Below are 26,135 nucleotides of genomic sequence, written 5' to 3'. Positions count from 1 at the left end.
CACTCGAAGCGGTTCCGGGTGCTTGCGCCTTCCACGCTCCGAGGGACCGCCGTAGCTCACCACACATGAGTGGCACTCGGCCGAACGGCTTGCCCAAAGGAGTGGAGGCGGCGATTCCGTAGCTGCGCGTGCCGTTGCCCGGCCACCCATCCGCGAGGATCATCCGAGCATCCGGAGGATCATCGGAGAATCCGAAGGTATGCGCGAAACTCGAAGACCGTGGATGCTTGGAGGCCGTCATGCCGCACACACACGCCTCGCGTCTGTCGACGAACCGCTCGACCCTCCGCCACAAGGTGCGATACGTGCTGGGCCACCCTGGACGTGTGCTGCCGCATCTGCGCCGGGCGGCGCGGGACAGCCTGCTGAGGGTCAGACACCGCGGGAACCACGTCGGCTACTACCGGGCGGTGATGGCCTCGGACACGGCGCGAAGCCCGGAGGCCGCGGTCGGCGGCAAACCGTCGCACGCGCGCTGGCTGGCCATCGGACAGATGCAGTTCGACTACCTGATCGAGCACGGGCTGAAGCCCCAGGACCGGATGCTGGAGATCGGCTGCGGCAATCTGCGTGCCGGGTGGCGGTTCATCGACCACCTCGAGCCCGGTCACTACTACGGCATCGACATCTCGCCCGACATCCTCATCGAGGCCAAGAAGACCCTGGTCCGGTACGGCGTCCAGCGGAAGCTGCCCCACCTGACCCCCGTCGACAACCTGACGTTCGACTTCCTCCCGGACGCCTGGTTCACGGTCGTCCACGCCCACAGTGTCTTCTCGCACTCACCTCTGGAAGTCATCGACGAATGCCTCTCGAACGTCGGGCGCGTGCTGGCCCCCGGCGGCTTCTTCGACTTCACGTACGACCGCACCGTGGGAGCCGAGCACCAAGTGCTGCGTGAGGACTTCTACTACCGCACGGAGACGCTGGTCCGACTGGCTGAGAAGCACGGCCTCGCCGCCCGTTTCATGGACGACTGGGAACGCCTGCCGCACGGCCAGTCGAAACTCCGCGTCACGCACGGCTAGCCAAGGGGTGGCTTGTGGATCTTGCCCGGCGAGATCCACAAGCAAGCCACCCTCTAGTTACCGCGCCCGCCGCGCCCCCCGCCGCCGTCCCCGTCCCACCCGTCGTACGGGTACTCCGTCTCCGCTTCCAGGGCGCGGCGGGTCTCCGGGCCGTAGACGCCTTCCGGGTCGCCGTCGATGCCTCGGGAGGCCTGGTACTCGGCCACGGCGTCCTCGACGCGGCCGTCGTATTTGCCGTGGGGCGGGCCGTCGTAGAGCCAGACCTGGTCGAGGCGCTGCTGGAGCTCGACGACCTCTTCGCCACTGTCGCCGGGGCTCAGGGTCGTGACGTTGCCGGCCGAGGTGGACGGGGTCGCCCGGGAGACCTGGAGCGACGCCCCGGCCGTGGTGGACGGCGCGGCGGCCGAGGACGACGGGCCGCCGCCGGGGGAGGACGTCGCCGACGCGGACGTGGTGGGCCTGTCCGGGGCGGAGGACGCGGAGGTGCTCGGGGAATCGGGCGAGGACGAGGGCCCGTCGGGGGCGGCGGTCAGGAAGGGCTCGGGGCTCTCCAGGTCGGGCAGTGCCCGGTCCTGCCCGTCCTCCTCCTTGGTGAGCAGCCCGCCGGCGAACGCGGCGGCCCCGAGTACGGCGACGACGGCCGCCGCGGCGAGCAGCACCCCGGGCCCCCGGCGTCGCCCGCGCTCCGCTACCCGGCGGTGACCGGTCACGTACACATGCGTGTCCGCAACCGTGTCGTCAGCCGTGTCCGCAACCGTGTACGCGGCCTCGTCCGTCGGCCCGGGGATCACCGGCAGGGGCGCGGTCGCCTCGCCGTCGCCGGGTGGGGCGTACCCGTACGGCGGCTCCGCAGCCCCGGCCGGGGCCGGAAGTGAGGCCTCCGGCCCCGGCAGGGACGGAATCCCCGGCGCGGACGAGATCTCCGGCGCGGACGAGATCTCCGGCGCGGACGAGATCTCCGGTGCGGACGGAATCCCCGGCGCGAACGGAATCCCCGGTACGGACGGAATCCCCGGTACGGACGAGACCCCCGGCGCGGACGGCTCCGCCGGGGACGGGAGGCCCACATACGGGCGGATGCGCAGCGGATTGAAGTCCTCCGCGGCCGTGGTCTCCGCGCAGGCGCAGCCGCGGCCCTGGCCGGGTCTGCCGTCCGCGTCCACCTGCCTGCCGCATTCAGGACATATGTGTCCCGTCATCGTGGGTCCCCTCCCCTTGAGCTGCCTGCGATTATGCAGCCCATCCTTCGGCCGCTCCCACGGGCTCCCCTTCCGGCAGGCCGTAACCGACCGGAACACCCAGGATGGGAGAAGCAGAAGGAGAAGCAGAAAGGGTGCTGCCGACCAGAGGAGTGCTCCATGGCGCAGGAACTCAGGCACCCGGCCGTGAGCCCGGGCCCGATGCCCGGCGGAGGGCAGAACCGCCGGACCGTTCTCGTCGCGATCAGCGCGTTGCTGCTCGGCATGCTCCTCGCCTCGCTCGACCAGACCATCGTCTCCACCGCCCTGCCGACCATCGTCAGCGACCTCGGCGGCCTGGAGCACCTGTCCTGGGTCGTCACGGCGTACATGCTGGCCTCCACCGCCGCCACCCCGCTCTGGGGCAAGCTGGGTGACCAGTACGGCCGCAAGAAGCTCTTCCAGGCCGCGATCGTCATCTTCCTCATCGGCTCCGCGCTGTGCGGCATCGCCCAGAACATGCCGCAACTCATCGGCTTCCGCGCGCTCCAGGGCCTCGGCGGCGGCGGCCTCATGGTGCTGTCGATGGCGATCGTCGGCGACATCGTCTCGCCCCGTGAACGAGGCAGGTACCAGGGACTGTTCGGCGCCGTCTTCGGAGCGACCAGCGTGCTCGGGCCGCTGCTCGGCGGGCTCTTCACCCAACACCTCACCTGGCGCTGGGTGTTCTACATCAACCTGCCCATCGGCATCGTGGCCCTCTTCGTGATCGCCACGGTTCTGCACATCCCGGTGCGCGCGACCCGGCACACCATCGACTACCTCGGTACGTTCCTGATCGCCTCCGTGGCCACCTGCCTGGTCGTCGTCGCGTCCCTCGGCGGCACCACCTGGGCCTGGGACTCGGCGCAGATCATCGGTCTCGCCGTCCTCGGGATCGTCCTGCTCGTCGCTTTCGTGTACGCGGAACGCCGCGCCGTCGAGCCCGTACTGCCGCTGCGGCTCTTCCGGATCCGCACGTTCACGCTCGTCTCCGTCATCAGCTTCATCGTGGGCTTCGCGATGTTCGGCGCGATGGTCTATCTGCCGACGTTCCTGCAGGTCGTTCAGGGCGTGTCCCCCACCCTGTCCGGGGTGCACCTGCTGCCGCTGGTGTTCGGTCTGCTGATCACCTCCACCCTCTCGGGCCAGATCGTCAGCCGTACGGGACGGTGGAAGGTCTTCCCGATCGTGGGCACCGGCGTGACCGCCATCGGTCTGCTTCTGCTGCACCAGCTGACCGAATCCACCTCCACCTGGGAGATGAGCGTCTACTTCTTCGTCTTCGGCGCCGGACTCGGCCTGGTGATGCAGGTGCTGGTGCTCGTCGTGCAGAACGCCGTCAGTTACGAGGACCTCGGCGTCGCCACATCGGGCGCGACCTTCTTCCGTTCCATCGGGGCGTCGTTCGGCGTCGCCGCCTTCGGCACCGTCTTCACGAGCGGGCTCCGCGTGAGGCTCGCCGACGCGCTCGCGGGGCGGCCGCTGCCGCCCGGTACCGGCCCCGGTGAGCTGGCCGCCGACCCGCGGGCCATTTCACAACTCCCGCCCGACCTGCGGCAGTCCGTCCTGCACGCGTACGCGACATCGATCACGGACGTCTTCCTCTATGCGGCGCCGGTCGTCGTCATCGCGTTCGTCGTCGCCTGTTTCCTGAGGGAGGACAAGCTGCGCGGCTCGGTCACCGCGCCCGAGGTGAGCGAGACTCTCGCCTCCAACCCGGTCCATCGCTCCTCGTACGACGAATGCGCCCGCGCCCTGTCGGTGCTCGGCTCCCGCGAGGGCCGGAAGGCGATCTACGTCAAGATCACCACGAAGGCCGGTGTGGACCTGAGCCCCGCGGCGAGCTGGCTGCTGCTGCGCATCAAACGGCACGGCATGGTCGAGCCCGCCCTGCTTGCCGATGTCACTCCCGTACCGATCAAGGCGATCACCGAGGCGTCGCGGCAGGTGGAGGAGCGCCGGCTGGCCCGGCGCGAGGGGCTGGCGCTGATGCTCACCGACAAGGGTGTCGAAACGGCGGCGAAGCTGTCGGCGGCCCGGGAGGAGTCGCTGGCCGAGCTGCTCGGCGACTGGTGGGGTCCGGACCGCCCCACGGACCTGATCCAGCTGGTGAAGGAACTCACCGCCGAACTCTGCGGCTCGGACGGCGAACGCCCGTACGCCAGCGCCCCGCACCGCGACCACCAGGCCTGGCACTACCGCTGACGACGTCCCGGGCTCGGGCTGGGCTGGGCCTGGGCTTGGGCCTGGGCCCGAAATCCGAGCCCGAGCCCGAGTCCGAGCCCGAGCCCGGGCCCGAGTGCGAGCCACAGCCCGCCCGGTCAGAGGTCCTTGCCGTACCAGACCTCCATGTACGGGCCCTCGCAGTACGCCGGGATCTCCCGGTAGCCGTTCCTCGTGTACAGGGTGCGGGCCTCGATCAGATCCAGCCGGGTGTTGAGCACCATGCGCCGCGCGCCCAGCCCGGCGGCCGCGGACTCCAGCGCTGCCAGCAGCAGGGGCCCGCCCCCGGACCCGCGGAACTCGGGCCGCACGTACACCCGCGTCAGCTCGGCGGTCCGCCCGTCCAGCATCAGCACCCCTCCGCACGAACCGGCCGCACCGCCGTACCGGCCCACGACGAACTCCCCGGTGGGGGCCGCGAGTCGCTCCACCCCGTCACCGGCAAGGCCCTCGTCGACTTCTGCCTCGGTCGCGGGCCGGTCCCAGTAGCGGCCGGCGACCTCGGCGTAGTAGTCGCGCCGAAGAGTGGTGGCGGCCGGGGTGTCGAAGCGCTCGAGGAGTATGGACCAGGTCGTCATGTTGATCTCTGTACCTGATCCGGCGGCCGTCCGGCGAACGAATTTGGCGGCATGCGTCCGTGAGGCCGCCCGAGCAGGCGGTCCCATGATCGACGATCGACGGCCGGATCTACGTATACCTACGAGTCCGAGTACGAGTCCGAGTACGAGTCCGAGCACGAGTCAGAGTCCGAGTACGAGTCCGAAGCCCACGAAGCCCGTCGCGTCGTGTCCCCGCCCTGGTCGGTACCGTTTCACAGCCTGAGCCGCACCGAAGCTCGGAGGACACCCGCCGAGTGCCCGCCGAGTGCCCGTCGAAGTACTGCCGAAGTACTGCCGAAGTAGTGCCGAAGGAAAAGGAACGCACCTGATGCCATCCACCGCCTCCAGCGCCACCACATGGCTCGAAGCCCTGGAGCAAGCCGTTCTGCAGCGCAATCCCGGTGAGCCCGAGTTCCACCAGGCCGTACGCGAAGTGCTGGAGACGCTCGCACCGGTGATCAGCCTCCGCCCCGAGTTCCGCGAGGCCAAGCTGGTCGAGCGCATGGCCGAGCCGGAGCGGCAGCTCATCTTCCGTGTGCCCTGGCAGGACGACCGCGGCGAGATCCACGTCAACCGCGGCTTCCGCGTGGAGTTCAACAGCGCGCTCGGCCCCTACAAGGGCGGACTGCGCTTCCATCCCTCCGTCAACCTCGGGATCGTGAAGTTCCTCGGCTTCGAGCAGATCTTCAAGAACGCCCTGACCGGCCTGGGAATCGGCGGCGGCAAGGGCGGCAGCGACTTCGACCCGCGCGGCCGGTCGGACGCCGAAGTCATGCGCTTCTGCCAGTCCTTCATGACCGAGCTCCACCGCCACCTCGGCGAGAACACCGACGTGCCCGCGGGCGACATCGGGGTCGGCGGCCGGGAGATCGGCTTCCTCTTCGGCCAGTACCGGCGCATCACCAACCGCTGGGAGGCCGGTGTCCTGACCGGAAAGGGCACCGCGTGGGGCGGCTCCCACGTACGCACCGAGGCCACCGGTTACGGCAACGTGCTCTTCACGGCCGAGATGCTGAAGGTGCGCGGCGAGCACCTCGCCGGCCAGCAGGTCACCGTCTCGGGCTCGGGCAATGTGGCCCTCTACACCGTCGAGAAGGCCCAGGCGCTGGGCGCTCACGTCCGCACCGTCTCCGACTCGGCCGGTTACGTCGTCGACGAGAAGGGCATCGACCTGCCCCTGCTCAAGCAGATCAAGGAGGTCGAGCGGGGCCGGGTGAGCGACTACGCGGACCGCCGCGGCGCCTCCGCCCGCTACGTCGCGGGCGGCAGCGTGTGGGACGTGCCCACCGATGTGGCACTGCCGTCCGCGACCCAGAACGAACTGACCGCGGAGGACGCCGTCACGCTCGTACGCAACGGTGTGAAGGCCGTCTCGGAGGGCGCGAACATGCCCACCACCCCGGCGGCGGTCCGCGTCCTGCGCGAGGCGGGCGTCGCCTTCGGCCCGGCGAAGGCCGCGAACGCGGGCGGGGTGGCCACCAGCGCCCTGGAGATGCGTCAGAACGCGGCCCGCGACAGCTGGCCTTCCGCCCGGGTCGAGGACGAACTGGCCCAGGTGATGCGCCGCATCCACGACACCGTCCACGAGACGGCGGAACGCTACGGCCGGCCCGGTGACTATGTCGCGGGCGCGAACATCCTCGGCTTCGAGCGGGTGGCGGACGCGATGCTGGCCCAGGGCCTCATCTGACACGAGACCGCCCCCTGGCACGCAGGTGCGTGGCGCCAGGGGGCGGTTGTGCCGGACGGCACGGCGGCTCGCCGGGTCGTCGAAACGTGTCTGTGCGGCGTCCGCGCCCTCGGCGGGCGACGAGCGTCAGTCCTGTTTCGGGGCGGCCTGCTGTACGACCTCGAAGGACCACAGCGTGGACCCGCTGGCCGCAGGCTTGGGACGGTCGCCGCCGCCCTGGTGCGCCGCCTTCATGGGGCCTTCCATCCAGGCCTGAAAGGACTCCTCGTCGCGCCACCGCGTGTAGACCAGGTAGTCGTCGGTGCCCTCGACGGGGCGGAGAAGCTCGAACCATTCGAAGCCGTCGGAGCTCTCGACGGCGTGTGCGCGCGACGCGAAGCGCTTCTCCAGCGTCTCCCGCTGCTCGGAGGGCACCGTCAGTACGTTGATCTTGACTACGCTCATGGGGGCAGCATATGGGGCGGAACGCGGCGCTCGTAGGACGCGCACGCGACCGCCCCGGAACGCTGCCGGCCCCCGCGCCCCGGACGCTGCCGGCCCCCGCTCAGCCGGTGAAGGCCCCCGGCTCAGCCGGTGACGCGTGCCAGCAGGAATCCGTCGTATCCGCGCGCGCCCACGGTCTGCACCGCCGTCGCCGTGAGCCGCGAGTTCTCCGCCACGAGCTCGAACATCCGGCGGGTCGCGCGGACCGCCGCGTCCTCGCTCGCGGCATCGGCCACCGCACCACCGCGTACGACGTTGTCGACGACGATCAGGCTGCCCGGCCGGGACAGTTTCACCGCCCACTCGACGTAGTTCGGGTTGTTCACCTTGTCCGCGTCGATGAAGAACAGGTCGAACGGGCCCGCGCCCTCCGCCTCCAGCTGCGCCAGGGAGTCGAGCGCCGGGCCGACCCGCACCTCGACGGTCTTGTCGAGACCGGCGCCGGCGAGGTTGGCGCGGGCCACGTCCGCGTGCTCCTGCAGGTATTCGAGGGAGATCAACTGCCCGTCGGCGGGCAGCGCACGGCCCAGCCAGATCGTGCTGTAGCCGCCGAGCGTGCCGATCTCCAGGATCTTCTGTGCGCCCTGGGCGAGGGCCAGCAGATGCAGCAGCTTGCCCTGGTTCGGGGCGACGGCGATCTGCGGCAGCCCGGCCGCGTCACTCGCGGCCAGGGCTGCGGTCAGGGCCTCGTCGGCCGGGGCCAGCAGATCGGTGAAGTAAGCGTCTACGTCGTTCCATTGCTGTTCAGACATACGGGAAACGTATCCCAGGCCTCAGGACAGCGGAGGCGGAACGTACACCGCCGCCGGTGGCGCCACCGCCCGGCGGCGCCGTGCCCGTGCCCGCAGCAGCACCGCCGTCACCACCACGGCGAGCACCCCGCCCACCGTCGGCAGCCACACCGGCACCCCGGCGACCGTCAGCAGCTCGTTGTCGTACACCACCCGCCGGAACGGCACGTCGGCGTCGGCCGCCCGCAGTTCGTGGTCCCCGTCGATCCGCGACGGCACCGGGAACTCCTGCTCGATCGCGGTGAGGAACATCGGCGCGCCCCCGGTCAGCTCCTTGACCGCGCCCCCGGGCCGGATCTCGCCCGCGAACGTCACCTCGGGCGCTTCCCCACCGATCCGGTCACGCGGCTCCATCCGGTGCGGCGCGAGGACGTACAGGCCCAGCGACTGAGACGTCCGCGCGAGCCGCGACAGCCGCATCGGGTAGACCAGCCGCTCGCTCGCGAAGCGGATCCGCAGAGGGTCGAGCGTGCCGCCCAGCGTCGCGTCCGTACGGTCCGGCGCGAGCCGCACCGCCACGTACTCCCACTTCTGGTCGACGTACGGCTTCAGCTCGGGCGCCAGCCGCTCCGGCAGCTCGAAGCCGTTCTCGTCGAGCCAGCCGCCCAGTGCGTCCGGGTCCGTGGCCGTCAGCCGGGCCACGTCGAAGTCGCCGAGCCGCTCACGGCCGACGACGCCGACGGGTGGCGCGCCGGCCTCCCGAGGCTGTTCCGCGGCCCCGGCGCCGTCCGTCACGTCAAACGGCCAGTCGCCGCCGCGCGGCCAGAAGTAGTGTCGGGTCCGCTCCTCGGGCTGGGTCAGCTCCCACAGCTCGTCGAAGAGCGCGCCGTCACCCAGCTCGACCGTGGCCCGGCCGGGCACCGGCATGATCCAGGCGGCCCGGGGCGCGTCCCCGTCCACCGTGAAGCGCATGACGATCTCTTCGGTACGCCCGTCCCAGTGGACCGCCGACGTCTCGTGATCGACCTGGATCCGCGACTTCCCATCCGGGATCATCGCGCCGCAGCCGCACGCGTACGCCGGCGCGATCAGTGAGCCGAGCTGCAGCGCGAACAGCGCGCCCACCACCAGCAGAATTCTGTTCATCCCCCGCATGCCCATTCGGACGACGCGATGGACTGTACGGTTCCGGACGTCGGCCCGGGGGGGCGCCCGCAGGGCGCCCCCTCGGGTGGATCGCCGCGTCAAGCCATGATCCGCCCATCGCGGCGGTCGCGCCATTCGAACGCCGGCCGGTCCGTCGTCCGGGCGGTACGAGCCTGCCCGTCAGTGCCCATGGCGGGCGGAGTGCTCTCCGACCGTGAAGTGCATGCCGTAATGGGGGCGGGAGCGAGGGCGGGGGCGATGTCTTCGTTCACGGTACGAGAGTGGGGCCGGGCGGCTACTCTCGGCTACTGACCGAATACAACCCGTCCTGGAGTGGGCGGCGTTGCGCACGAGGGGGTACCGGCGTGACCCACATCAACGTCCTCGACCCGGGCGCCTCGCCGCTCGACTACTACGGCTACGAGCTCCGTCGCTACCGCGAGGCCGCCGGGCTCACGCAGAAGCAGCTGGGCGCCGTCATCAACTACACGGGGTCGCTGGTCGGGCAGATCGAGTACGGCGCGGAAGCTGCCGACGGAGGCGTTCAGTCAAGCCGTGGACGCGGCGCTGGGGACGGGTGGGTTACTGACCCGGATGCTCGGGCTGGTGCTGCGGAGCCAACTGCCCGCGTGGTTCCAACAAGTGGCCGAGTTGGAGGCGCGCGCGACGGAGATCTGCACCTTCCAGACGCACATGGTGCACGGGCTGCTGCAGACGCAGGCGTACGCGCGCGCCGTCCTCGGCGCCCTGGACCGCAGCAAACTCGACGACCGCACGACGGTCCGGCTCGCGCGGCAGCGCATTCTGGACACGGGCGAGCCGCCCGCGTTCTGGGCGATCCTCGGGGAGGCGGCGCTGTGCCAGGAGATCGGCAGCCCGGTGGTCATGAGGGAGCAACTGGCTCAGCTGTTGGCATACGAGGACGACCTCCGCGTCAACATCCAGGTGCTGCCGTTCTCGGCGGGGGCCCACGCCGGACTGACGGGCTCGTTCAACCTCTACCGCTTCGCGGGCGACCCGGCCATCGTCTACACCGAGGGCTATGGGCAAGGGCACCCGACGGCCAACCCGGACACCGTCAAGAACTGTTCGCTCCGTTACGATCACCTCCAGGCCGCCGCCCTGTCCATCAAGGACTCGGCCGCGCTGATTCGGCGCACGATGGAGGATCGCTATGGGGAGCAGCAACTCACATCTGACCGGCGCCCAGTGGCGTAAGTCCAGCTACAGCAGCGACCAGGGCGGCGACTGCGTCGAATGCGCCCCCCTCGGCGGCGCCGCCTGGCGTAAGTCGAGCTACAGCGGCGACCAGGGCGGCGACTGCGTCGAGATCGCCGAAACCGCCCACCTCATCGCCGTCCGCGACTCCAAGGTCCCCGACGGCCCGCACCTCACCCTCACCCCGGACGCCTTCAGCGCCTTCGTCGACTCGCTGCGCTGATACGGGCGCTCCTCGGGCGCGACCTCCCGGCGACCGGACCGTCGACCCGTCGGCCGTTCCGGAGCATTGGCGATTCCGGCGTTCCATACCGTTCGTGATCGCGGCAATTCGGCCTGTAAGTAACGCGATTGACGGAAACTCAATTCAAACCCGGATCTAGATCTCGATCAGATTACGACATCCTTAAAATGGACTGGACCACAGCGGGTTGACGCGCGTAACTGCCCTACGTAGCAGTCGAGTTGACGGTTCATCAATTCAATAGCGCCGGTAACGGGACGACTTCAGGAAAGTCGGTCTCATTTGTCTGAATTATCCATCTTTTTGTTCTGGCAAGCTTCCGCGCACCGTTCCCTGACCAAGGAAGAGGTGCAACTTGCCCGGACGTCGAAGACTCAAGAAACCTCAGCGTCGTAGGCCCCGCCGGCTCATATTCGGCACGGCCGCCGTCGCAGTGATGGCGGTCGTGGCCGGACTGGCATACCAGGTGGCGCAGCCGGGAGGGGATGACCGCTCACTGCCGCTCGCCCAGGGGGAGCCCGCCGTGGCCTCGGAGCCGGCGAAGGGGCCGGCGCGCGAGAAGGAACCCGATCCGCTCGACGAGGTCCCGAAGAGCGAGCCGCAACGGGGCATGGTCTATGAGGGGTTGAAGCCCGCGCCCGAGGGGGATCCGTGCGCGGGGGTGTACCGCACGTCAGTCGGTCACTGCACCCATGGCCCTGACGCCCCTCCGAAGGGCGTCGACATCAAGAAGGACACCGCGCCCGCGGTGAAGGCGGCCGCGCCCGCCGAGGATCCGACCAAGGCGGGGAGCGCGAAGTCCACCGGGGGTGAACTTCCCCGCACCGCCGCACCCGCGCTCGACGGCGCGGCACGGAAGGCCGGTGGCCCTCCCGCCGCCGGGGGTTCGGCGTCGAACGCTCCCGCGGCGAACGGCCCCGCGGGGCAGACCGTGCAGTGCGACAGCGACGGCAACACCGGCAACCGCGTCCAGGTCGTGTACGCGCACGCACCCGGAAGGGACCGGTACGCGGAGTACCTCCCGTCGTTCCGCAAGTGGGCCGCCGACGCCGACCTCATCTACTCGGAGAGCGCCAAGGACACCGGCGGTGTCCGGCACATCCGCTACGTGACGGCCGCCGACTGCACGCCGACGGTGCTCAACATCGAGCTCCCGGCGTCCGCGCTCGCCGAGTTCAGCGCCACCAACAGGGCGCTGGCCGACAAGGGCCTCGACCGCCGCGACCGCAAGTACATGATCTTCGCGGACACCCAGGTCTACTGCGGTATCGGCACCTTCGCCGGTGACGAGCGTCCGGGCCAGAGCAACCTCAGCAACTTCGGCCCCTCCTACGGCCGTACCGACACCGGCTGCTGGGGCGGACACACCGCGGCGCACGAGCTCGGCCACAACCTCGGGGCGGTGAACAACAGCGCCCCCAACACCAGCCGGGGCGCGCACTGCACGGACGAGTGGGACGTCATGTGCTACTCGGACAGCCCGTACTACCCCAAGATGCGCAGCATCTGCCAGGACGGGGAGTACGAGAACCGTCTGGACTGCAACCACGACGACTACTTCCACACCAGCCCCAGGCCGGGCAGCTATCTGGCCACGCACTGGAACATCGCCGACAACCAGTTCCTGATGAGGGCCGCCACCGGGACCACCCCGAACCCCGGCCCGACCCCGAGCCCGACCCCGACCACGGGGCCCACCCCGCGGCCCACCCCGACGAACGGATCCGGCACCGGACCCGACGTCACGGTCGGCCAGATCGCCCCGGACTCCGCAGTCGCCGGCTGGCAGCCCGTCAGCGGCGCGGTCTGGTATCAGATCTTCCTGAACGGCCAGGCCGTGGGCTGGGTTCAGACGACCAGTGTCCGCGTCTACAACCTGAAGCCGGGTACGGACTACACCGTCGCCGTCTCGGTGCGTGACTCCTCCGGCCGGGACAGCGGCAGGGGCAGGGCGACCTCGTTCCGTACCACGGGCGGCGACGGCGGCGGCATGACGCCCACGCCGGGCACACGCTATCTGCTCACCAACGGCGCGACCGGGGCAGCCGCGGAGATCTGGGGCGGCCGGAGCGCGGACAACACCGTCCTGGTCGGCTCGCAGCGCAACGGATACGCCCAGCAGCAGTGGTACTTCGACGGCGCGGGCAACGGCTACAGCCGCATCCGCTCGGCCGTCTCGGGCAAGTGCCTCCAGGTCGGCGGCGCCCCCGCCCCCGGTATGTGGGTGGCGCAGCAGCCCTGCCGCGACATCGCGGCCCAGCGGTGGAGGATCGCGGGCAGCGGCGGCGGGGTGAAGGTGACCGCCGGCGACAGCGGCTACGTCCTCGGCGTCAGCAACCGCCCGTACTACGGGTCCTGGCTGATCGAGCTGCAGAACGCGGCGGGCGCACCGGCCCAGATGTGGACGGTCCAGAAAGCGTCCTGAGTCTCAAGGACCTGTCTTCCGGATCTTCCGGACCTCACGTCGCACAGGACGGCCGGCGGGCCTGCGCCCGCCGGCCGTCCTCGCCTCACCCCCTCGCCTCACCCCCGTCACCCCACTCACCCCCTCATGGAGCACATGTCATGCGCCGAGCCCTTCTCACGGCCGTAGCCGCCGCCCTGGCGGGATCGGCCCTTTCCCTGGCCACCGCCACCGGTGCCCAGGCCCACGGCGACACCCTGAAGGTGGAGATCACCGGACAGGACTTCGGCCGGGTACGGACGACCGTCGTCTGGGAGAACGACAACGACCCGGTCGACGAGCGGGTCGCCGCCACCGTGAACGCGGTCGGCGCGGACGGAAGGACCGTCGGCCCCTGGAAGCTGGTCCGCGACCCGGCGGCGACGACCGGCTACACCACCGCCGAGGCGCTGCCGCCCGGGCGCTGGAAGGTCACTGTTGAAGTGGGCTATCCGGGGCTCGGCCGTGACCAGGAGGAGATCACGGTCTCTCCGGGCACCCCTGCCTCGCCGACGGCCGCCCCAAGCCCTGCGAAGCCGGGGGTCTCGGCCGTACCGGGCACGGCACAGCCCGGGACCGCCACGAGCACCGACCCGGCGCGCTCCGGCAGCACCGAACCCGCGCGCCCCGGCGGCGGCGAAGGGACCGGCACGGCTGACGCCGCCACTTCGCCCGCAGCTTCCGGTACGGGGACCGGCACCGACACCTGGCTGGTGGCGGGGGGCGCAGCCCTCCTGGTGTGTGCGGCCGCGGCCGGCGTCGTATGGCGTACCCGGCGCGCTCGGGCGCGGGCCGACCGCTGACCCGGCGACATTGTCAGCGTTTTGGTCCTTGCGCCGGTCGGGCGGGAGACGGGGGCGGGGCGTAGGGGGGATGGCCCCCGCCTCCCATGGCCGGGTGCGGCGCCCGGCTCTCAGGTGCCTACGGCGACCTGGAGTTCCTTGATGCCGTTCAGCCAGGCCGCCCGCAGCCGGCGCGGGTCGCCCACCAGGCGCAGGTCCGGCAGGGTGTCGGCGAGCGCGTTGAAGATCAGGTCGATCTCCTGGATGGCGAGGGACTTGCCGAGGCAGAAGTGCGGGCCTCCGCCGCCGAAGCCGAGGTGCGGGTTCGGGTCGCGGGTGATGTCGAAGACCTCGGGCCGGTCGAAGACGTCGGGGTCGTTGTTGGCGGAGGAGTAGAACATCCCCACCCGGTCGCCCTTCTTGATCTTCTGGCCGCCGAGCTCGGTGTCCTGGGTCGCGGTGCGCTGGAAGGAGACCACGGGCGTGGCCCAGCGGACGATCTCCTCGGCGGCGGTCGCCGGTCGCTCCCGCTTGTAGAGCTCCCACTGCTCGGGATGGGTGAGGAACGCGTGCATGCCGTGGCTGATGGCGTTGCGCGTCGTCTCGTTCCCGGCGACCGCGAGCAGCAGCACGAAGAAGCCGAACTCGTCGGACGACAGATTGCCTTCGCCCTCCGCCGCCACGAGCTGGGTCACGATGTCCTTCGCCGGGCACTCCTTGCGGGCGGCGGCCAGGTTCATCGAGTAGCCGATGAGTTCCATGGCGGCCTCGGCGCCGATCTCTTCGGTGATGGCGTACTCGGGGTCGTCGTACGCGACCATCTTGTTCGACCAGTCGAAGATCCGGGCCCGGTCGTCCTGGGGTACGCCGATGAGTTCGGCGATGGCCTGGAGCGGCAGTTCCACGGCGATGTTGGTGACGAAGTCGAAGCTGCCGTCGGTGCCGTCCGCGTTCGCCCTCGCCCTCGCCGCCTGGACGATCTTCCGGGCGCGGTCGCGGAGTGCGGCTTCCAGGCTCCGTATCGCCCGCGGGGTGAAGCCGCGCTGGACGATCTGGCGGACCCGGGTGTGCTCCGGCGGGTCCATGTTCAGCATGATCAGCTTCTGGACCTCGATCTGGTCACGGGTGATGTGCTCGTTGAAGCGGATGACTGCCGTGTTCTCGGTGGACGAGAACAACTCCGGGTGCGTGGAGACGTACTTGACGTCCGCGTGCCGTGTGACGACCCAGTAGCCCTCGTCGTCGAAGCCGGTGATGCCGCGGGGCTGCGGACACCACCAGACAGGTGCGGTCTGCCGCAGTTGGGCGAACTCCGGGAAGGGTATGCGGCTCTGCAGCAGATCGGGGTCGGTGGCGTCGAACCCTTCGGGGAGATGGGGGCAGGACATCGGCAACTCCAGGTCTGGCGGCTGGACAGTTGTGCGGCGGCTGAAAAGTTCTGACGGCCCATCAGAATTGCCCGCAAGGTAGTAACGGGTTCTACAAGTGGCAAGGGTCGCGGCGGGAACTGTTGCGTGCAGGAGCCTTGCGAACCCGGGGTAACCCTCATAAGACTGCTCAGAGAACTAGAACGCGTACTAGTTCTTCTTGCGGTTCTTGCGTGCGGGTCGCCGGGACGCCCCGCCGCTGTGCTGAGGAGAGGACGAGCTCATGGCCGCGGAACCCGTCATCGTCGAAGCCGTACGCACACCCATTGGCAAGCGCGGTGGCGCGCTTGCCAATCTGCACCCCGCCTATCTGTTGGGCGAGACCTACCGTGAACTCCTGGGACGCACCGGCATCCACGCCGACTGTGTCGAACAGATCGTCGGCGGCACCGTCACCCACGCCGGCGAGCAGTCCATGAACCCCGCCCGCAACGCCTGGCTCGCGATGGGACTTCCGTACGAGACCGCCGCGACGACCGTCGACTGCCAGTGCGGTTCCTCGCAGCAGGCCTCGCACATGACCGCGAACATGATCGCGGCCGGCGTCATCGACATCGGCATCAGCTGCGGTGTCGAGGCCATGTCGCGCGTCCCACTGGGCAGCGGCTCCAAGCACGGGCCGGGAAAGCCCTGGCCCGACGAGTGGAACGTCGATCTGCCCAACCAGTTCGAGGCGGCGGAGCGCATCGCGCGCCATCGCGGGCTGACCCGCGAGAACGTGGACTCCCTCGGCCTGATCTCGCAGGAGCGCGCGGCCGTCGCCTGGTCCGAGGAGCGCTTCAAACGCGAGACGTTCGCCGTCCAGGTCCCCACGACCGAGGAGGAACAGCACGCGGGGCAGGGCATGTGGCGGCTCGTCGACCGTGACGAAGGGCTGCGGGACACCTCCATGGAGGCGTTGTCCGGGCTGAAGCCGGTCATGCCCACCGCGATTCACACCGCGGGCAACTCCTCCCAGATCTCGGACGGCGCCGGCGCCATCATGTGGGCGTCCAAGCGCATGGCCCGGGCGCTCAAGCTCAAACCGCGCGCCCGGATCGTCGCCCAGGCCCTCGTCGGCGCCGACCCGCACTACCACCTGGACGGGCCGATCGACGCGACCCGGGCGGTGCTGGGGAAGGCGGGGATGTCGCTCAAGGACATCGATCTCGTCGAGATCAACGAGGCCTTCGCCTCGGTCGTACTGAGCTGGGCCCAGGTCTTCGAGCAGGACCTGGCGAAGGTCAACGTCAACGGCGGGGCCATCGCGCTGGGGCATCCGGTGGGCGCGACCGGGGCGCGGCTGATCACGACGGCGCTGCACGAGCTGGAGCGCAGGGACAAGGAGTTCGCGCTCATCACGATGTGCGCGGGCGGGGCGCTGGCGACCGGGACGATCATTCAGCGGCTGTAGGCCAGTCCGGTGGATCTTGCTGAGCTCGCGCCTGATCCACCGGACAGGCTCCAGCCCGATTGCGGCGGCGGTGCGGTCGCGGCTCGCAGTACGATCGACCCTCCGAAAGCGCCGTAAGGGGAGCCGCGTTGATCGAACTGTCCCATGTGATCCGTGACCTGCGCAGCCAGCTGAACGAGGCCAGGCGGGCTGCGGACGGTGAGGAACTGGAGCTGGAGCTCGGCGATATCGAGCTCGAACTGTCCGTCGCCCTGGAGAAGGGCGGAGGCGGATCCGGGAAGGTGAAGTTCTGGGTCCTCGAACTGGGCGGCGACAAGAAGAAGAACAGCACCGACACCCAGCGCCTCAAGCTGACGCTGCAGCCCAAGCTGAAGTCCACCGGTAGGCGGCCTCATGTGTCCGGCGAGGCCGTGACCGGGGAGAGGTGAGCGCGAATCCTGTGGCCGGGCAGTGGCTGCTGCCCGGCCCTTCGGGTCTGGACCAGGACAGGGCCGCGCAGGTCCTCGTCACCACGCACGCGGGCCGCGACGAGCGCGGCTCCGGCTACCGGGTGGCCTCGGGGCACCTGCTCACCGCCGCCCACGTCGTCCGTGCGGCCGCGGAGCTACGCGTGGTCTTCCGGCCCGACCGGCCGGACGAGTGGTCGGCGGAAGGCGTCGTCGTCTGGGCGGACGACCTGCTCGACATCGCCGTCGTCGCGATCGGCACCACCGGCCCCATCGGCCGCCCGGAGGAGCGAAAGGGGGAATTCTCCGCCGTGGAGGCGGGGTTGCCCTCCGTGCGGTTCGGGGCCGTCCCGGCGCTGGACGGCACGGTGACCTGCTCCTCGCTCGGTTTCCCCCGGTACAAGCTGCGCCGGCCCGCCGACGGTTCGGCACCCTTCAGGGACGCCCACCATCTCGCCGACGGGAAGGCTCCGGTCCTCTCCAACAGCCGTGAGCGCAGGCTGGCCATTCACACCCTCGCGTCGCCGCAGACCGATGCCTCCGACGCGCACAGCCCGTGGGAAGGCATGTCCGGCGCCGCCGTGTGGAGCATGGGCTGCCTCATCGGGCTCGTCACCGAGCATCACGAGGACGAGGGCCCGGGGGAGTTGTCCGCCACGCGTGTCGACCGGTGGTACGAACACCTCACGCCCGCGGACACGGCACGGCTGAACGAGCTCATCGGGCTTCCGCTCACCCCGGCCGGGCTGACGGAGGTCCGCGTCGACCTCCCGCCGGCCGACGTGGCGGCCGTACGCCGGAACCGGGGGCTGTACGCGCTGCTGGACGCCGAGCTCAACGCCTCCCCGGTGCACCACTACCGGCTGCACGACCGGGCCGACCCGTCGCTTCACGACGCCTATGTCCAGCAGCGGGTCGAGGGGACGCCCGATGCCTCGGGTGCTCCGGACGCCTCAGCTGCCTCGGGCGCCCCGGGACCCCCGGGTGGGAGGACGATGACCGCCGGCAAGCTGGTGAAGGCCGAATCGGCCCTGGCCCAGCACCGCCACGTCGTGCTGGAGGGACCACCGGGCGCGGGCAAGTCCACCTTCATCCACCACATCACGCGCACCCTCGCCCGAGCCTGGATCACCGGAACCGGGGACTACGGCGGAGACAGTGCGGAACTGCTCAAGCGGAAAGTCATTCCGGTACGCGTGACGGCCCAGGACCTCGCGGGCCCCGAGCCGCTTCCGGCATTGCTGCGCGGATCGGTGCACAAACGGCTCGGTGCACTGCTGTCGCCCGGTCTGCCGACCGGAGTCTTCGAGGAACCCGTCCCGGGCGTCGAATGGCTGGTCCTGGTCGACGGTCTGGACGAGATCGTCGACGTCACCGTACGACGCCATGTGATCGACGCGATCGCGGCGGATGCGAAACGCCCGGCCAGCCCGTTCCGTTGGGTCGTGGCCACCCGCCCCATGCCTGCGGCGGAACTGGCCTCGCTGCGGGGCGGCGGTGTCGCCGGGTATGTGCTGGCCCCCTTCGACGACGCGCAGCTGCGGCTGCTGGCACGCCGCTGGCTCGATGCCTATCCTGGAGTGACCGGTGCGGGCGAGGACGTAGTGGAGCGCTTCCTCCAGCACATCGACGCCAAAGGACTGCGTCAGATCATCAGGACGCCGCTGCTCGCCGCCATCGCGCTCATGGTGTACCGACGCATGCCGCCCGGCGGTCTGCCGACCGGCCGTGCGGGCCTCTACGAGGAGCTTCTGAAGCACCTCCTCAACCGCCGGGACGCGGAAGGCGGTCGGCGAACGGCGTGGCGCAGGACGGTCGTCGAGGCCGGGGGCGAGGAGTCCCTCGCGGACTGGCTCCACAGCAACCGAGTGCCGCTGCTGACCCATCTGGCCCGGCTGACCCTCGCCTCCGACAGGGCGGTGACCATCGACGACGCCGTCGTCTGGGCGAAGGACCGGATAACCGATCCGCCGGACTTCTTCGCGGCCTGGCCGGACACGGTCGGAGGCCTCCTGACGGGCACCGGTCTCTTCTATGGTGTGACCGCCACGGGCGAACTGCGCTGGGGTCACCGGAGCCTCGCCGAATACCTGGTCGCGCGGGACTCATCCCGGAGTCTCACCGACGACTGGCCGGGCCAGGAGTGGCAGACCGACGAACTCCTCACGGCAGCGCTGTCGGAGACCCCCGACGACCTGGCAGTGCTGACTGTGGCGTGCTGGGCGCACGAGCGGGGCGAGCGGGCGGCGGAGCGACTTGCCGGGCTGCTGATGGACCGCAGCGACCGGTACGAGGACTACGTCGTCCACACGAGCCAGGCGATGATCGGGCGGGACGGAGCGATGGACGGGAACACCCCGGACCGGTACGCCCTGCTGGCGGGGCGACTGCTCGCCGACGGCGTTCAGCTGCCACGGAGCCTGCGCTCCTCTGCCACACAACGCCTGGCCGAGCGCGTTCACTCGCGGTTCCACCTCGACCTCTTCGGCGACGTCCTGCACGCGCTGCCGGACCCGGAGCCGGGTCGTCAGGCCCTGGAACGGATCCTCGCCGACGAATCTCTGGCGTTCAACTCCCGGTGCGATGTTCTGCTCGCACTCGGTCGGCATTCCGGGGCTGAGGCAGCGATGGAGGCGGCCCACTGGCTGCTGGCGCAGGCTCCGCCTGAAGTCCAGACCATCGTCGTCCGCGGCGGCAACGTGTGGATCAGTGCCGCGGATCCGCGTGCGATCGTTGCCTCCGTCCTGGCGCGGTCGGAGGATGCTGAGGCGCAACGGATGGCGGGGAGATTGGCGCGGGAGTCTTACGCCGGTCTCGGTGGGAAGGAAGAACATGTCGAATCGACGACGCGAGGATTTCTTGCCGACGCGTTCATCGCCCTCGGGGAACCCGACCGCGTAGAGGACCTGCTGCGCTCCGAGTCGGCCGACAGCCTCACGATCACACGGCTGCTCGCAGCGGGTGCCACCGGAGCCGCCGTGGCCCTGGTGACCGAGGCCGCCGCTGCGTCGGGTTCGCGTGAAGAAGCAACCACCGCGCTCGAATGTCTCGTGGAGGCAGGGGTTCTGGAGCCCGTTCCGAGGATCGCCGCGGACGTTCTCCGCGCCGCGGCGGAGGAATGGGGTGGATCGCGGCACAAGGACATGAGCAGCTACCACGCGGAGATGATCCACCGGCTACTGCTGGCGCTGCTGCAGGCCGGTGAGCCTGAGGTTCCGTTGGACGTCATCCGGGCGGTGGCGGGGCAACCGGTAGGTGTCGACCCGGTTCTTCTCGCATGTGTCCCCAAGGCACCGGCGCATTTCGCCGATCTGCTGAGGAGCGCTGACCGGTCGGGGTTTCATGATGTCGTCCGCGAGGCGGTGGCCGCGTTGTCGGTCGATCAGGAGCACACCGCTGTCCGCCTCCACGCGAGCCTGGTCCGGTACGAGATCAGCGAGTTCCAGGACAGGGACGCGCTGCTGCGGAACCTCCGGGACGGCGGCATACCGGCGGGAGACCGGCTCGACGTGGTGGAACGTCTCCTGTTCACACGTCTGGGAGCGGAGGCCGACGACATTCTCGTGGCGTTGGCCGGCGAGGAAGACCTCAAGCGGACGCTCAGGGTCGCGCGGCTGCTGCTGTGGGCGGGACATCCTCACGAGGCGGCCTCGGTGGCGGAAGCGGCCGCGTTCGCGGACGACGATCAGATGCTGCGCATGGACCCGCTTGCCCCGGTGCGGCTTCTGGCGGTGTGCGGTCCTGAGCGTTGCGCGCCGGTGGCGCTGCGGTTGATCGCGCTCATGCTCGATCGCTTCGAGGAGGAACCGGAGGGCGAGGAGGAGCCGGGTGACGAGTACCGCCAACTGGTCTCGCTCGTTCGGCATCTCCGTGGCCAGGGACTGATCACGGCCGAGTCCGAAGAGGCGTTCGCGGAGGCCGTGACGGATCTCGTCGAGCGGGCCAGGGCCGAGGGAAGGGCCACCGCCCTCCTTGCGGCGATCTCCGACCGCCACCCGGACCCGCGCGACGGCGAAGAGGGCACGGCAGTATGACGAAGGCCCCGGTGGCCGACGCCCTCGCGTCGGCCACCGGGGCCCTCAGATGCTGCGACTGCCGTCCGCCGGCTCAGTACCAGTTGTTGGCCTGCCAGAAGTTCCAGGCGCCGCACGGGCTGCCGTAGCGCTCGTTCATGTACTCCAGACCCCACTTGATCTGGGTCTTGGGGTTGGTCTTCCAGTCGGCACCGGCCGAGGCCATCTTGCCGCCCGGCAGGGCCTGGACCAGGCCGTACGCGCCGGAGGAGGCGTTGGTGGCGGTCGGGTCCCAGTTGGACTCGTGCTGCACGATCTTGTCGAAGCACTGGAACTCGGCGGCCGGCATCATCTGCTGCGCCAGCTCCTGCGGCGTGGCGGCCGAGGCCGTCGACGTCGTCCCCATCACCGCACCGGCCGCACCGAGAAGCACGGCGGCACCGGCGACAACGGACTTGTTGCGGGCAGTGAAACGGGTGATCAGCGAGCGGGACAAGGCGGCACCTAACGTTCGGGGACTGTGCTGTCGCGAGGGGCGGGCCGAGCCGGGCTCGTGTGCTGGGCTTCGAGGCCCTGCGGCGCCTTGCGACGAGAACAGTTGTAGCCAGAACCCCGGACCCGCCGCCGTGACCGGACTCACCCCGTAGATACGACGTAGAGGGGGCAGGGAGGGCCGAAAGTCCCAAACTAGACATATGGGGTTTATGTGCAGGTCAGGGAGGTGGCCCGAAGGCAGAGGCCCCTGGGAAACCGACTACGAAGGCCGATCGTTTCGGGACCAAAGTCCTGTGGGCCGCCTCACCCCTCGGATGAGGTTTTGGCGGCCTCGAATGTGACCTGGGCCTCGAAGGCCGCGCGCCGTGTCGCCCGGCGGAGCGCCTTCAGGAGCGTCGGGCCGACGGTGAGCGTCAGGACGACGGTGAGGGCGGCACGGCCCAGGTCCCAGCCGAGCGAGGTGGCCAGGACGTACGCGAAGAAGCGCACCAGGTTCTCGCCGACCGGGTCGCCCGCGTGGAAGGAGATCCCCGAGGCCATGCCCGGCACGATCGTCCAGCCGTACAGATTCATGACCGTGCCGTACGCGAACGCCGCGGCGAAACCGTACCCGGCGAGCATCAGCAGCTCGGCACGGCCCCGGAGGCGGTCCGGGCCGGGCAGCAGGCCCGCGCCCGTCGTGAACCAGCCCATCGCGAGCATCTGGAACGGCATCCACGGCCCGACACCGCCGGTGAGCAGCGCGGACGCGAACATCGTGACCGAGCCGAGTACGAAGCCGAAGCCCGGGCCGAGCACCCGGCCGCTCAGCACCATCAGGAAGAACATGGGCTCCAGGCCCGCCGTACCCGCGCCGAGCGGGCGCAGCGCGGCGCCCACGGCGGCGAGCACACCCAGCATCGCGACGGCTTTCGCGTCCATGCCGCCGTCGGCGATCGTCGCGACGACGACACCGACGAGAAGCGGCAGCAGCGCGGCGAAGAGCCAGGCGGCGTCCTGGGCGTGGTCCGTGACGGCCGCGTCCGCGCCGGCGAGCAGCGGCCAGCCGAAGGCGACGACGCCGATCGCGCTGACGAGGGCGAGTGCGGCGACGGCGCGGGGGCCGAGACGGACGGGGCGGGCCGTCACAGGGCCTCCTCGACCTGGGCCACGGTCAGCCAGGGCTCCGGGGCGAGGATCTTCGCGACCTGGGGCGCGAAGGCGGGCGACGACACCACGACGTCGGCCGTCGGGCCGTCCGCCACGACCTCGCCGTCCGCGAGGATCACCACCCGGTGCGCCAGCTCGGCGGCGAGCTCCACGTCATGCGTGGCGAGGACGATGGCGTGACCCTCGGCCGCGAGACCGCGCAGCACGGAGACGAGCCGGGCCTTCGCGGCGTAGTCCAGACCACGCGTCGGCTCGTCGAGGAGCAGCAGCGGGGGGCGGGCTGTCAGCACGAGCGCGAGGGCGAGCGCCAGGCGCTGCCCCTCGGAGAGATCCCGGGGGTGGGTCTCGTCCGGCACGCCGGGCAGCAGCGCGGTGACGAGTTCCCGGCAGGTCCCGGGCGCGGCGCCCGCGTCCGCGTCCGCGGCGGCGCACTCGGCGCCCACCGTGTCCGCGTACAGCAGATCCCGCGGCTCCTGCGGGACCAGCGCCACCTCCCGGATCAGCTCGCGGGGCGGGGTGCGGTGCGGGGTGAGCCCGCTCACGGTGACCGCGCCGGCGGTCGGCTCGACCATGCCCACCAGCGTGCCGAGCAGTGTGGACTTCCCGGCGCCGTTGCGGCCCATGAGCGCGACGGTCTCGCCGGGCGTCACGGTGAGGTCGACGCGCCGGAGCGCCTCGACCCGTCCGCGGCGGACGGCGAGGCCGCGCGCTTCGGCCGCGGGCCGGCTCCGCCGGGTGCTGGGTGCGGACGGGTGTACGCCGGCGGCCGCGTGGTGAGTGCGCCCGTCCTGGCGGCCGGGCGGGGTCCCGCCGTCGGCTGCCGCGGGGCGGCTGCGCCGCAGGAGTCTGCCGAACAGGCTCCGGGCGGAGTGCTCGCGTACCTCGGCCGCGGGCACGTTGTGGGTGCGCCCGGCCTGGTGGTCGGGCGGGGTTCCCTCGCTCGCCCAGAGCTTCGCCTGCAGGTACCCCCGTCTTGCCTCGCTCGCCGGTGCGGGCCGTCGTGAGGGCGCGGGTCCTCCGGCCGTGGGTGCCTCGTCATCGGCGGGTGCGGACCGTTGGCCAGCCGCAGCCGCGGGCCGGAGTTGGTCGGTCGTCGCGTTCGCGGGCCGGGGCTGGGGCTGGTCGGTTGTCGCGTTCGCGGGCTGGGGCTGGTCGGTCGTCGCGTTCGCAGGCCGGAGCCGGTCGGCCGACGCGTCCGCTCCGTCCGCCGCGCCCGCTGCGTCGGGCAGTGCGGTCGGGGCCTCGTCGGTTCCGCGAAGCGGGTCGGTGTCCGCCGACGCACCCCATGTCTCCCCTGGGGTGGCGGCCGGCGTCGCGGGTCCGCGGCGGCGGGCCGGGGGCTTGCCCACGGTTTCGGGAAGGGGCGGGGTGGGGGAGGGAACAGCGGCCGCACCCGGAACCCGCGGCTCCGTCCCCGACAGCCGCGCCCGCAAGTTGCCTGCGCGGCGCCGCGCGTCCCGTACCGACAGCGGCAGCGGGTCCCAGCCCGCCAGGCGGCCGAGGGCGACGACCGGGGGGTGGACCGGGGAGACGGTCATGATGTCGGCGGGGGCTCCCGTCACCGGGGGCTCGCCAGGAGCCGGGAGCAGGACGACCTGGTCCGCGTACTGGACGACCCGCTCAAGACGGTGCTCCGCCATCAGGACGGTCGTGCCCAGATCGTGGACGAGCCGCTGGAGGACCGCCAGCACCTCCTCCGCCGCGGCCGGATCGAGCGCCGACGTCGGCTCGTCCAGAACCAGCACCTTCGGGTGCGGGGTCAGCACGGAGCCGATCGCGACGCGCTGCTGCTGGCCGCCGGAGAGCGTGGCGATCGGGCGGTCGCGAAGACCGGCCAGGCCCAGCAGGTCGAGGGTCTCCTCGACGCGGCGGCGCATCACGTCCGGGGCCAGGCCCAGCGACTCCATCCCGTACGCCAGCTCGTCCTCCACCGTGTCGGTCACGAAGTGGGCGAGCGGGTCCTGGCCCACCGTGCCGACGAGATCGGCGAGCTCGCGCGGCTTGTGGGTGCGGGTGTCCCGGCCGTTCACCGTGACCCGGCCCCGCAGCGTGCCGCCCGTGAAATGGGGCACCAGCCCGGAGACGGCACCCAGAAGTGTCGACTTGCCGACCCCGGACGGGCCGACGAGCAGAACCAGTTCGCCCTCCGGGACGGTCAGGTCCACCCCGGCGATCGTGGGCGCGGCGGCGTCGCCGTACGTCACCGAGACGTTCTCGAAGCGGATCACGACGACTCCTTGGGCGGTGCGGGAGCTAGGAACGCGGGCAGCAGGCCCACCAGGACCGACACCGCGGGCCACAGCGGCAGGGTGGGCGCGGTCAGCGGTACGACGCCGGGGTGCAGGGCGTCCGGATCGTACGAACCCGCCCGGATCGTCAGCGCCGCGACCGCCACGCCCGACCCGGCCACCAGCCAGGCCCGGACGCCCCAGCGGTCGGGGCGGTAGCGGGTACGGACCTGACGGCGCCCGCCGAGCCACAGCCCCGCCAGCGCCGCGGCGAACCCGCCCAGCAGCACCGGCAGTCCGTAGCCCGCTCCCTCGGCGGCAAGCAGTCCGTACGAGCCGGCGCAGACCCCGAGCAGACCGCCGAGCGTGAGGGCTGACGTGGTGTGACGGATGGCGGGCGGCACCTGTGCCGTACGCCCGTACCCGCGCGCGTCCATCGACGCGGCCACCGCGACCGACCGCTCCAGCGCGCCCTCCAGTACCGGCAGCCCGATCTGCAGCACCGCCTTCACCCCGCCGGTCGGGCGGCCGCGCAGCCGACGGGCGGTGCGCAGCCGCACCACGTCCGCGACCATGTTCGGCGCGAACGTCATCGCGACGACGACGGCGACGCCCGCCTCGTACAGCGCACCCGGCAGCGACTTCAGCAGCCGCGCCGGGTTGGCGAGGGCGTTCGCCGCACCGACACAGATCAGCAGCGTGGCCAGTTTCGCGCCGTCGTACAGCGCGAACACCAGCTGCTCGGCCGTCACCCGGCCGCCGATCCTGATCCCCTGCGACCAGTCGGGCAGCGGTACTTCCGGCAGCGTCACCAGCAGATGCGTACCCGGGATCGGCGAGCCGAGGACGGCGGAGAAGACCAGCCGGGCCGCGATGACGAAGAGCCCCAGCTTGACGAAGGCGCCGTACGAGCGGGCCCACGGCGCGTCGGTGCGGCGCGCCGCCACGACGTACCCGGCGACGCAGACCAGCAGGCCCAGGAGGAGGGGGTTGGTGGTCCGGGACGCGGCGGTGGCCAGACCCAGAGCCCATACCCACCATGCCCCCGGGGGCAGCGCGTTGCTGCGGCTCGCCTCGGGGGCGCGCAGGACCCCGCCACGGGGCGGGCGCCGCCCCGGGCGCCCGCGGTGTGCCGTGTCCCGGCGCGGGGCGTACCGGTCCCGGCCGGGGCGGCCGG

General features: G+C 70.9%; 19 protein-coding genes and 1 pseudogene. 10 read left to right on the top strand and 10 right to left on the bottom strand.

Features of this window, described 5'->3' with window-relative positions; genetic code table 11:
* Positions 1 to 239 precede the first annotated feature (239 nt).
* A complete protein-coding gene (locus AC0699_RS20480; RefSeq protein WP_478662084.1) occupies positions 240 to 1,028 on the top strand; it encodes a class I SAM-dependent methyltransferase in 789 nt (262 codons plus the stop codon).
* 53 nt (positions 1,029 to 1,081) lie between these two features.
* Here AC0699_RS20480 and AC0699_RS20475 read toward each other — a convergent pair whose 3' ends face one another.
* Positions 1,082 to 2,227, bottom strand: a complete 1,146-nt coding sequence (locus AC0699_RS20475; RefSeq protein WP_478662082.1) for a peptidoglycan-binding domain-containing protein — start codon at positions 2,225 to 2,227, stop codon at positions 1,082 to 1,084.
* Positions 2,228 to 2,386: 159 nt separating this feature from the next.
* On the opposite strand from AC0699_RS20475, the gene AC0699_RS20470 reads away from it, so the two are divergent.
* Positions 2,387 to 4,453 carry an MDR family MFS transporter gene (locus AC0699_RS20470; RefSeq protein ID WP_478662080.1) on the top strand — a complete coding sequence of 689 codons (2,067 nt, stop codon included), beginning with the start codon at positions 2,387 to 2,389 and terminating at the stop codon, positions 4,451 to 4,453.
* 116 nt (positions 4,454 to 4,569) lie between these two features.
* On the opposite strand, the gene AC0699_RS20465 is transcribed toward AC0699_RS20470, so the two are convergent.
* Positions 4,570 to 5,049 (bottom strand): GNAT family N-acetyltransferase, encoded by a 480-nt coding sequence (locus AC0699_RS20465; RefSeq protein WP_478662078.1) that lies wholly within the window; start codon positions 5,047 to 5,049, stop codon positions 4,570 to 4,572.
* Positions 5,050 to 5,398: 349 nt separating this feature from the next.
* On the opposite strand from AC0699_RS20465, the gene gdhA reads away from it, so the two are divergent.
* The gene (gdhA, locus tag AC0699_RS20460) at positions 5,399 to 6,760 is read left to right on the top strand and encodes an NADP-specific glutamate dehydrogenase (RefSeq protein WP_478662075.1); all 1,362 of its coding nucleotides are present in this window, start codon (positions 5,399 to 5,401) and stop codon (positions 6,758 to 6,760) included.
* Positions 6,761 to 6,886: 126 nt separating this feature from the next.
* Here the strand turns inward: gdhA and AC0699_RS20455 are convergent, their stop codons facing one another.
* The 3 genes from AC0699_RS20455 to AC0699_RS20445 all read right to left on the bottom strand — a co-directional run bounded on the left by AC0699_RS20455 (position 6,887) and on the right by AC0699_RS20445 (position 9,129).
* Entirely contained in the window at positions 6,887 to 7,204 is a 318-nt protein-coding gene (locus AC0699_RS20455) for an antibiotic biosynthesis monooxygenase family protein (RefSeq protein ID WP_478662072.1), read from the bottom strand.
* A gap of 122 nt (positions 7,205 to 7,326) precedes the next feature.
* The gene (locus AC0699_RS20450; protein ID WP_478662070.1) at positions 7,327 to 7,995 is read right to left on the bottom strand and encodes an O-methyltransferase; all 669 of its coding nucleotides are present in this window, start codon (positions 7,993 to 7,995) and stop codon (positions 7,327 to 7,329) included.
* 21 nt (positions 7,996 to 8,016) lie between these two features.
* The gene (locus AC0699_RS20445; protein WP_478662149.1) at positions 8,017 to 9,129 is read right to left on the bottom strand and encodes a DUF2330 domain-containing protein; all 1,113 of its coding nucleotides are present in this window, start codon (positions 9,127 to 9,129) and stop codon (positions 8,017 to 8,019) included.
* Positions 9,130 to 9,485: 356 nt separating this feature from the next.
* Between AC0699_RS20445 and AC0699_RS20440 the strand changes: the two are divergent.
* The 4 genes and pseudogenes from AC0699_RS20440 to AC0699_RS20425 all read left to right on the top strand — a co-directional run bounded on the left by AC0699_RS20440 (position 9,486) and on the right by AC0699_RS20425 (position 13,828).
* A pseudogene (locus tag AC0699_RS20440) lies at positions 9,486 to 10,338 on the top strand (helix-turn-helix domain-containing protein).
* Positions 10,295 to 10,561, top strand: a complete 267-nt coding sequence (locus tag AC0699_RS20435) for a DUF397 domain-containing protein (RefSeq protein ID WP_478662067.1) — start codon at positions 10,295 to 10,297, stop codon at positions 10,559 to 10,561. The pseudogene AC0699_RS20440 and the gene AC0699_RS20435 overlap by 44 nt, the downstream one beginning before the upstream one ends.
* 457 nt (positions 10,562 to 11,018) lie before the next feature.
* Positions 11,019 to 13,007: an RICIN domain-containing protein gene (locus AC0699_RS20430; RefSeq protein WP_478662065.1), complete on the top strand. Its 1,989-nt coding sequence runs from the start codon at positions 11,019 to 11,021 to the stop codon at positions 13,005 to 13,007.
* Positions 13,008 to 13,147: 140 nt separating this feature from the next.
* Positions 13,148 to 13,828, top strand: coding sequence for a hypothetical protein (locus tag AC0699_RS20425; RefSeq protein ID WP_478662063.1), 681 nt, complete (start codon positions 13,148 to 13,150; stop codon positions 13,826 to 13,828).
* Positions 13,829 to 13,938: 110 nt separating this feature from the next.
* Here AC0699_RS20425 and AC0699_RS20420 read toward each other — a convergent pair whose 3' ends face one another.
* Positions 13,939 to 15,195, bottom strand: a complete 1,257-nt coding sequence (locus AC0699_RS20420) for a cytochrome P450 (protein ID WP_478662060.1) — start codon at positions 15,193 to 15,195, stop codon at positions 13,939 to 13,941.
* Between the two features lie 262 nt (positions 15,196 to 15,457).
* Between AC0699_RS20420 and AC0699_RS20415 the strand changes: the two genes are divergently transcribed.
* The 3 genes from AC0699_RS20415 to AC0699_RS20405 all read left to right on the top strand — a co-directional run bounded on the left by AC0699_RS20415 (position 15,458) and on the right by AC0699_RS20405 (position 21,107).
* On the top strand, positions 15,458 to 16,627 hold the full coding sequence (locus tag AC0699_RS20415; RefSeq protein WP_478662057.1) for a steroid 3-ketoacyl-CoA thiolase: 1,170 nt from the start codon (positions 15,458 to 15,460) through the stop codon (positions 16,625 to 16,627).
* A gap of 128 nt (positions 16,628 to 16,755) precedes the next feature.
* A complete protein-coding gene (locus tag AC0699_RS20410; RefSeq protein WP_453668518.1) occupies positions 16,756 to 17,055 on the top strand; it encodes a trypco2 family protein in 300 nt (99 codons plus the stop codon).
* On the top strand, positions 17,052 to 21,107 hold the full coding sequence (locus tag AC0699_RS20405) for a trypsin-like peptidase domain-containing protein (RefSeq protein ID WP_478662053.1): 4,056 nt from the start codon (positions 17,052 to 17,054) through the stop codon (positions 21,105 to 21,107). Before AC0699_RS20410 ends, AC0699_RS20405 begins: the two co-directional genes overlap by 4 nt.
* Positions 21,108 to 21,180: 73 nt before the next feature.
* On the opposite strand, the gene AC0699_RS20400 is transcribed toward AC0699_RS20405, so the two are convergent.
* From AC0699_RS20400 to AC0699_RS20385, 4 genes are all read right to left on the bottom strand, one after another.
* Positions 21,181 to 21,582 (bottom strand): aggregation-promoting factor C-terminal-like domain-containing protein, encoded by a 402-nt coding sequence (locus tag AC0699_RS20400; RefSeq protein ID WP_478662050.1) that lies wholly within the window; start codon positions 21,580 to 21,582, stop codon positions 21,181 to 21,183.
* Positions 21,583 to 21,884: 302 nt separating this feature from the next.
* Positions 21,885 to 22,742: an ECF transporter S component gene (locus AC0699_RS20395; protein WP_478662147.1), complete on the bottom strand. Its 858-nt coding sequence runs from the start codon at positions 22,740 to 22,742 to the stop codon at positions 21,885 to 21,887.
* Positions 22,706 to 24,958: an ABC transporter ATP-binding protein gene (locus AC0699_RS20390; RefSeq protein ID WP_478662048.1), complete on the bottom strand. Its 2,253-nt coding sequence runs from the start codon at positions 24,956 to 24,958 to the stop codon at positions 22,706 to 22,708. Before AC0699_RS20390 ends, AC0699_RS20395 begins: the two co-directional genes overlap by 37 nt.
* Positions 24,955 to 26,046, bottom strand: a complete 1,092-nt coding sequence (locus AC0699_RS20385; RefSeq protein WP_478662144.1) for an energy-coupling factor transporter transmembrane component T — start codon at positions 26,044 to 26,046, stop codon at positions 24,955 to 24,957. The genes AC0699_RS20390 and AC0699_RS20385 overlap by 4 nt, the downstream gene beginning before the upstream one ends.
* Positions 26,047 to 26,135 lie beyond the last annotated feature (89 nt).

Source organism: Streptomyces sp. NPDC043870, assembly GCF_056435785.1.
The sequence above is the reverse complement of the archived record's forward strand: the minus strand, read 5'-3'. Positions and strand labels throughout refer to the sequence as shown.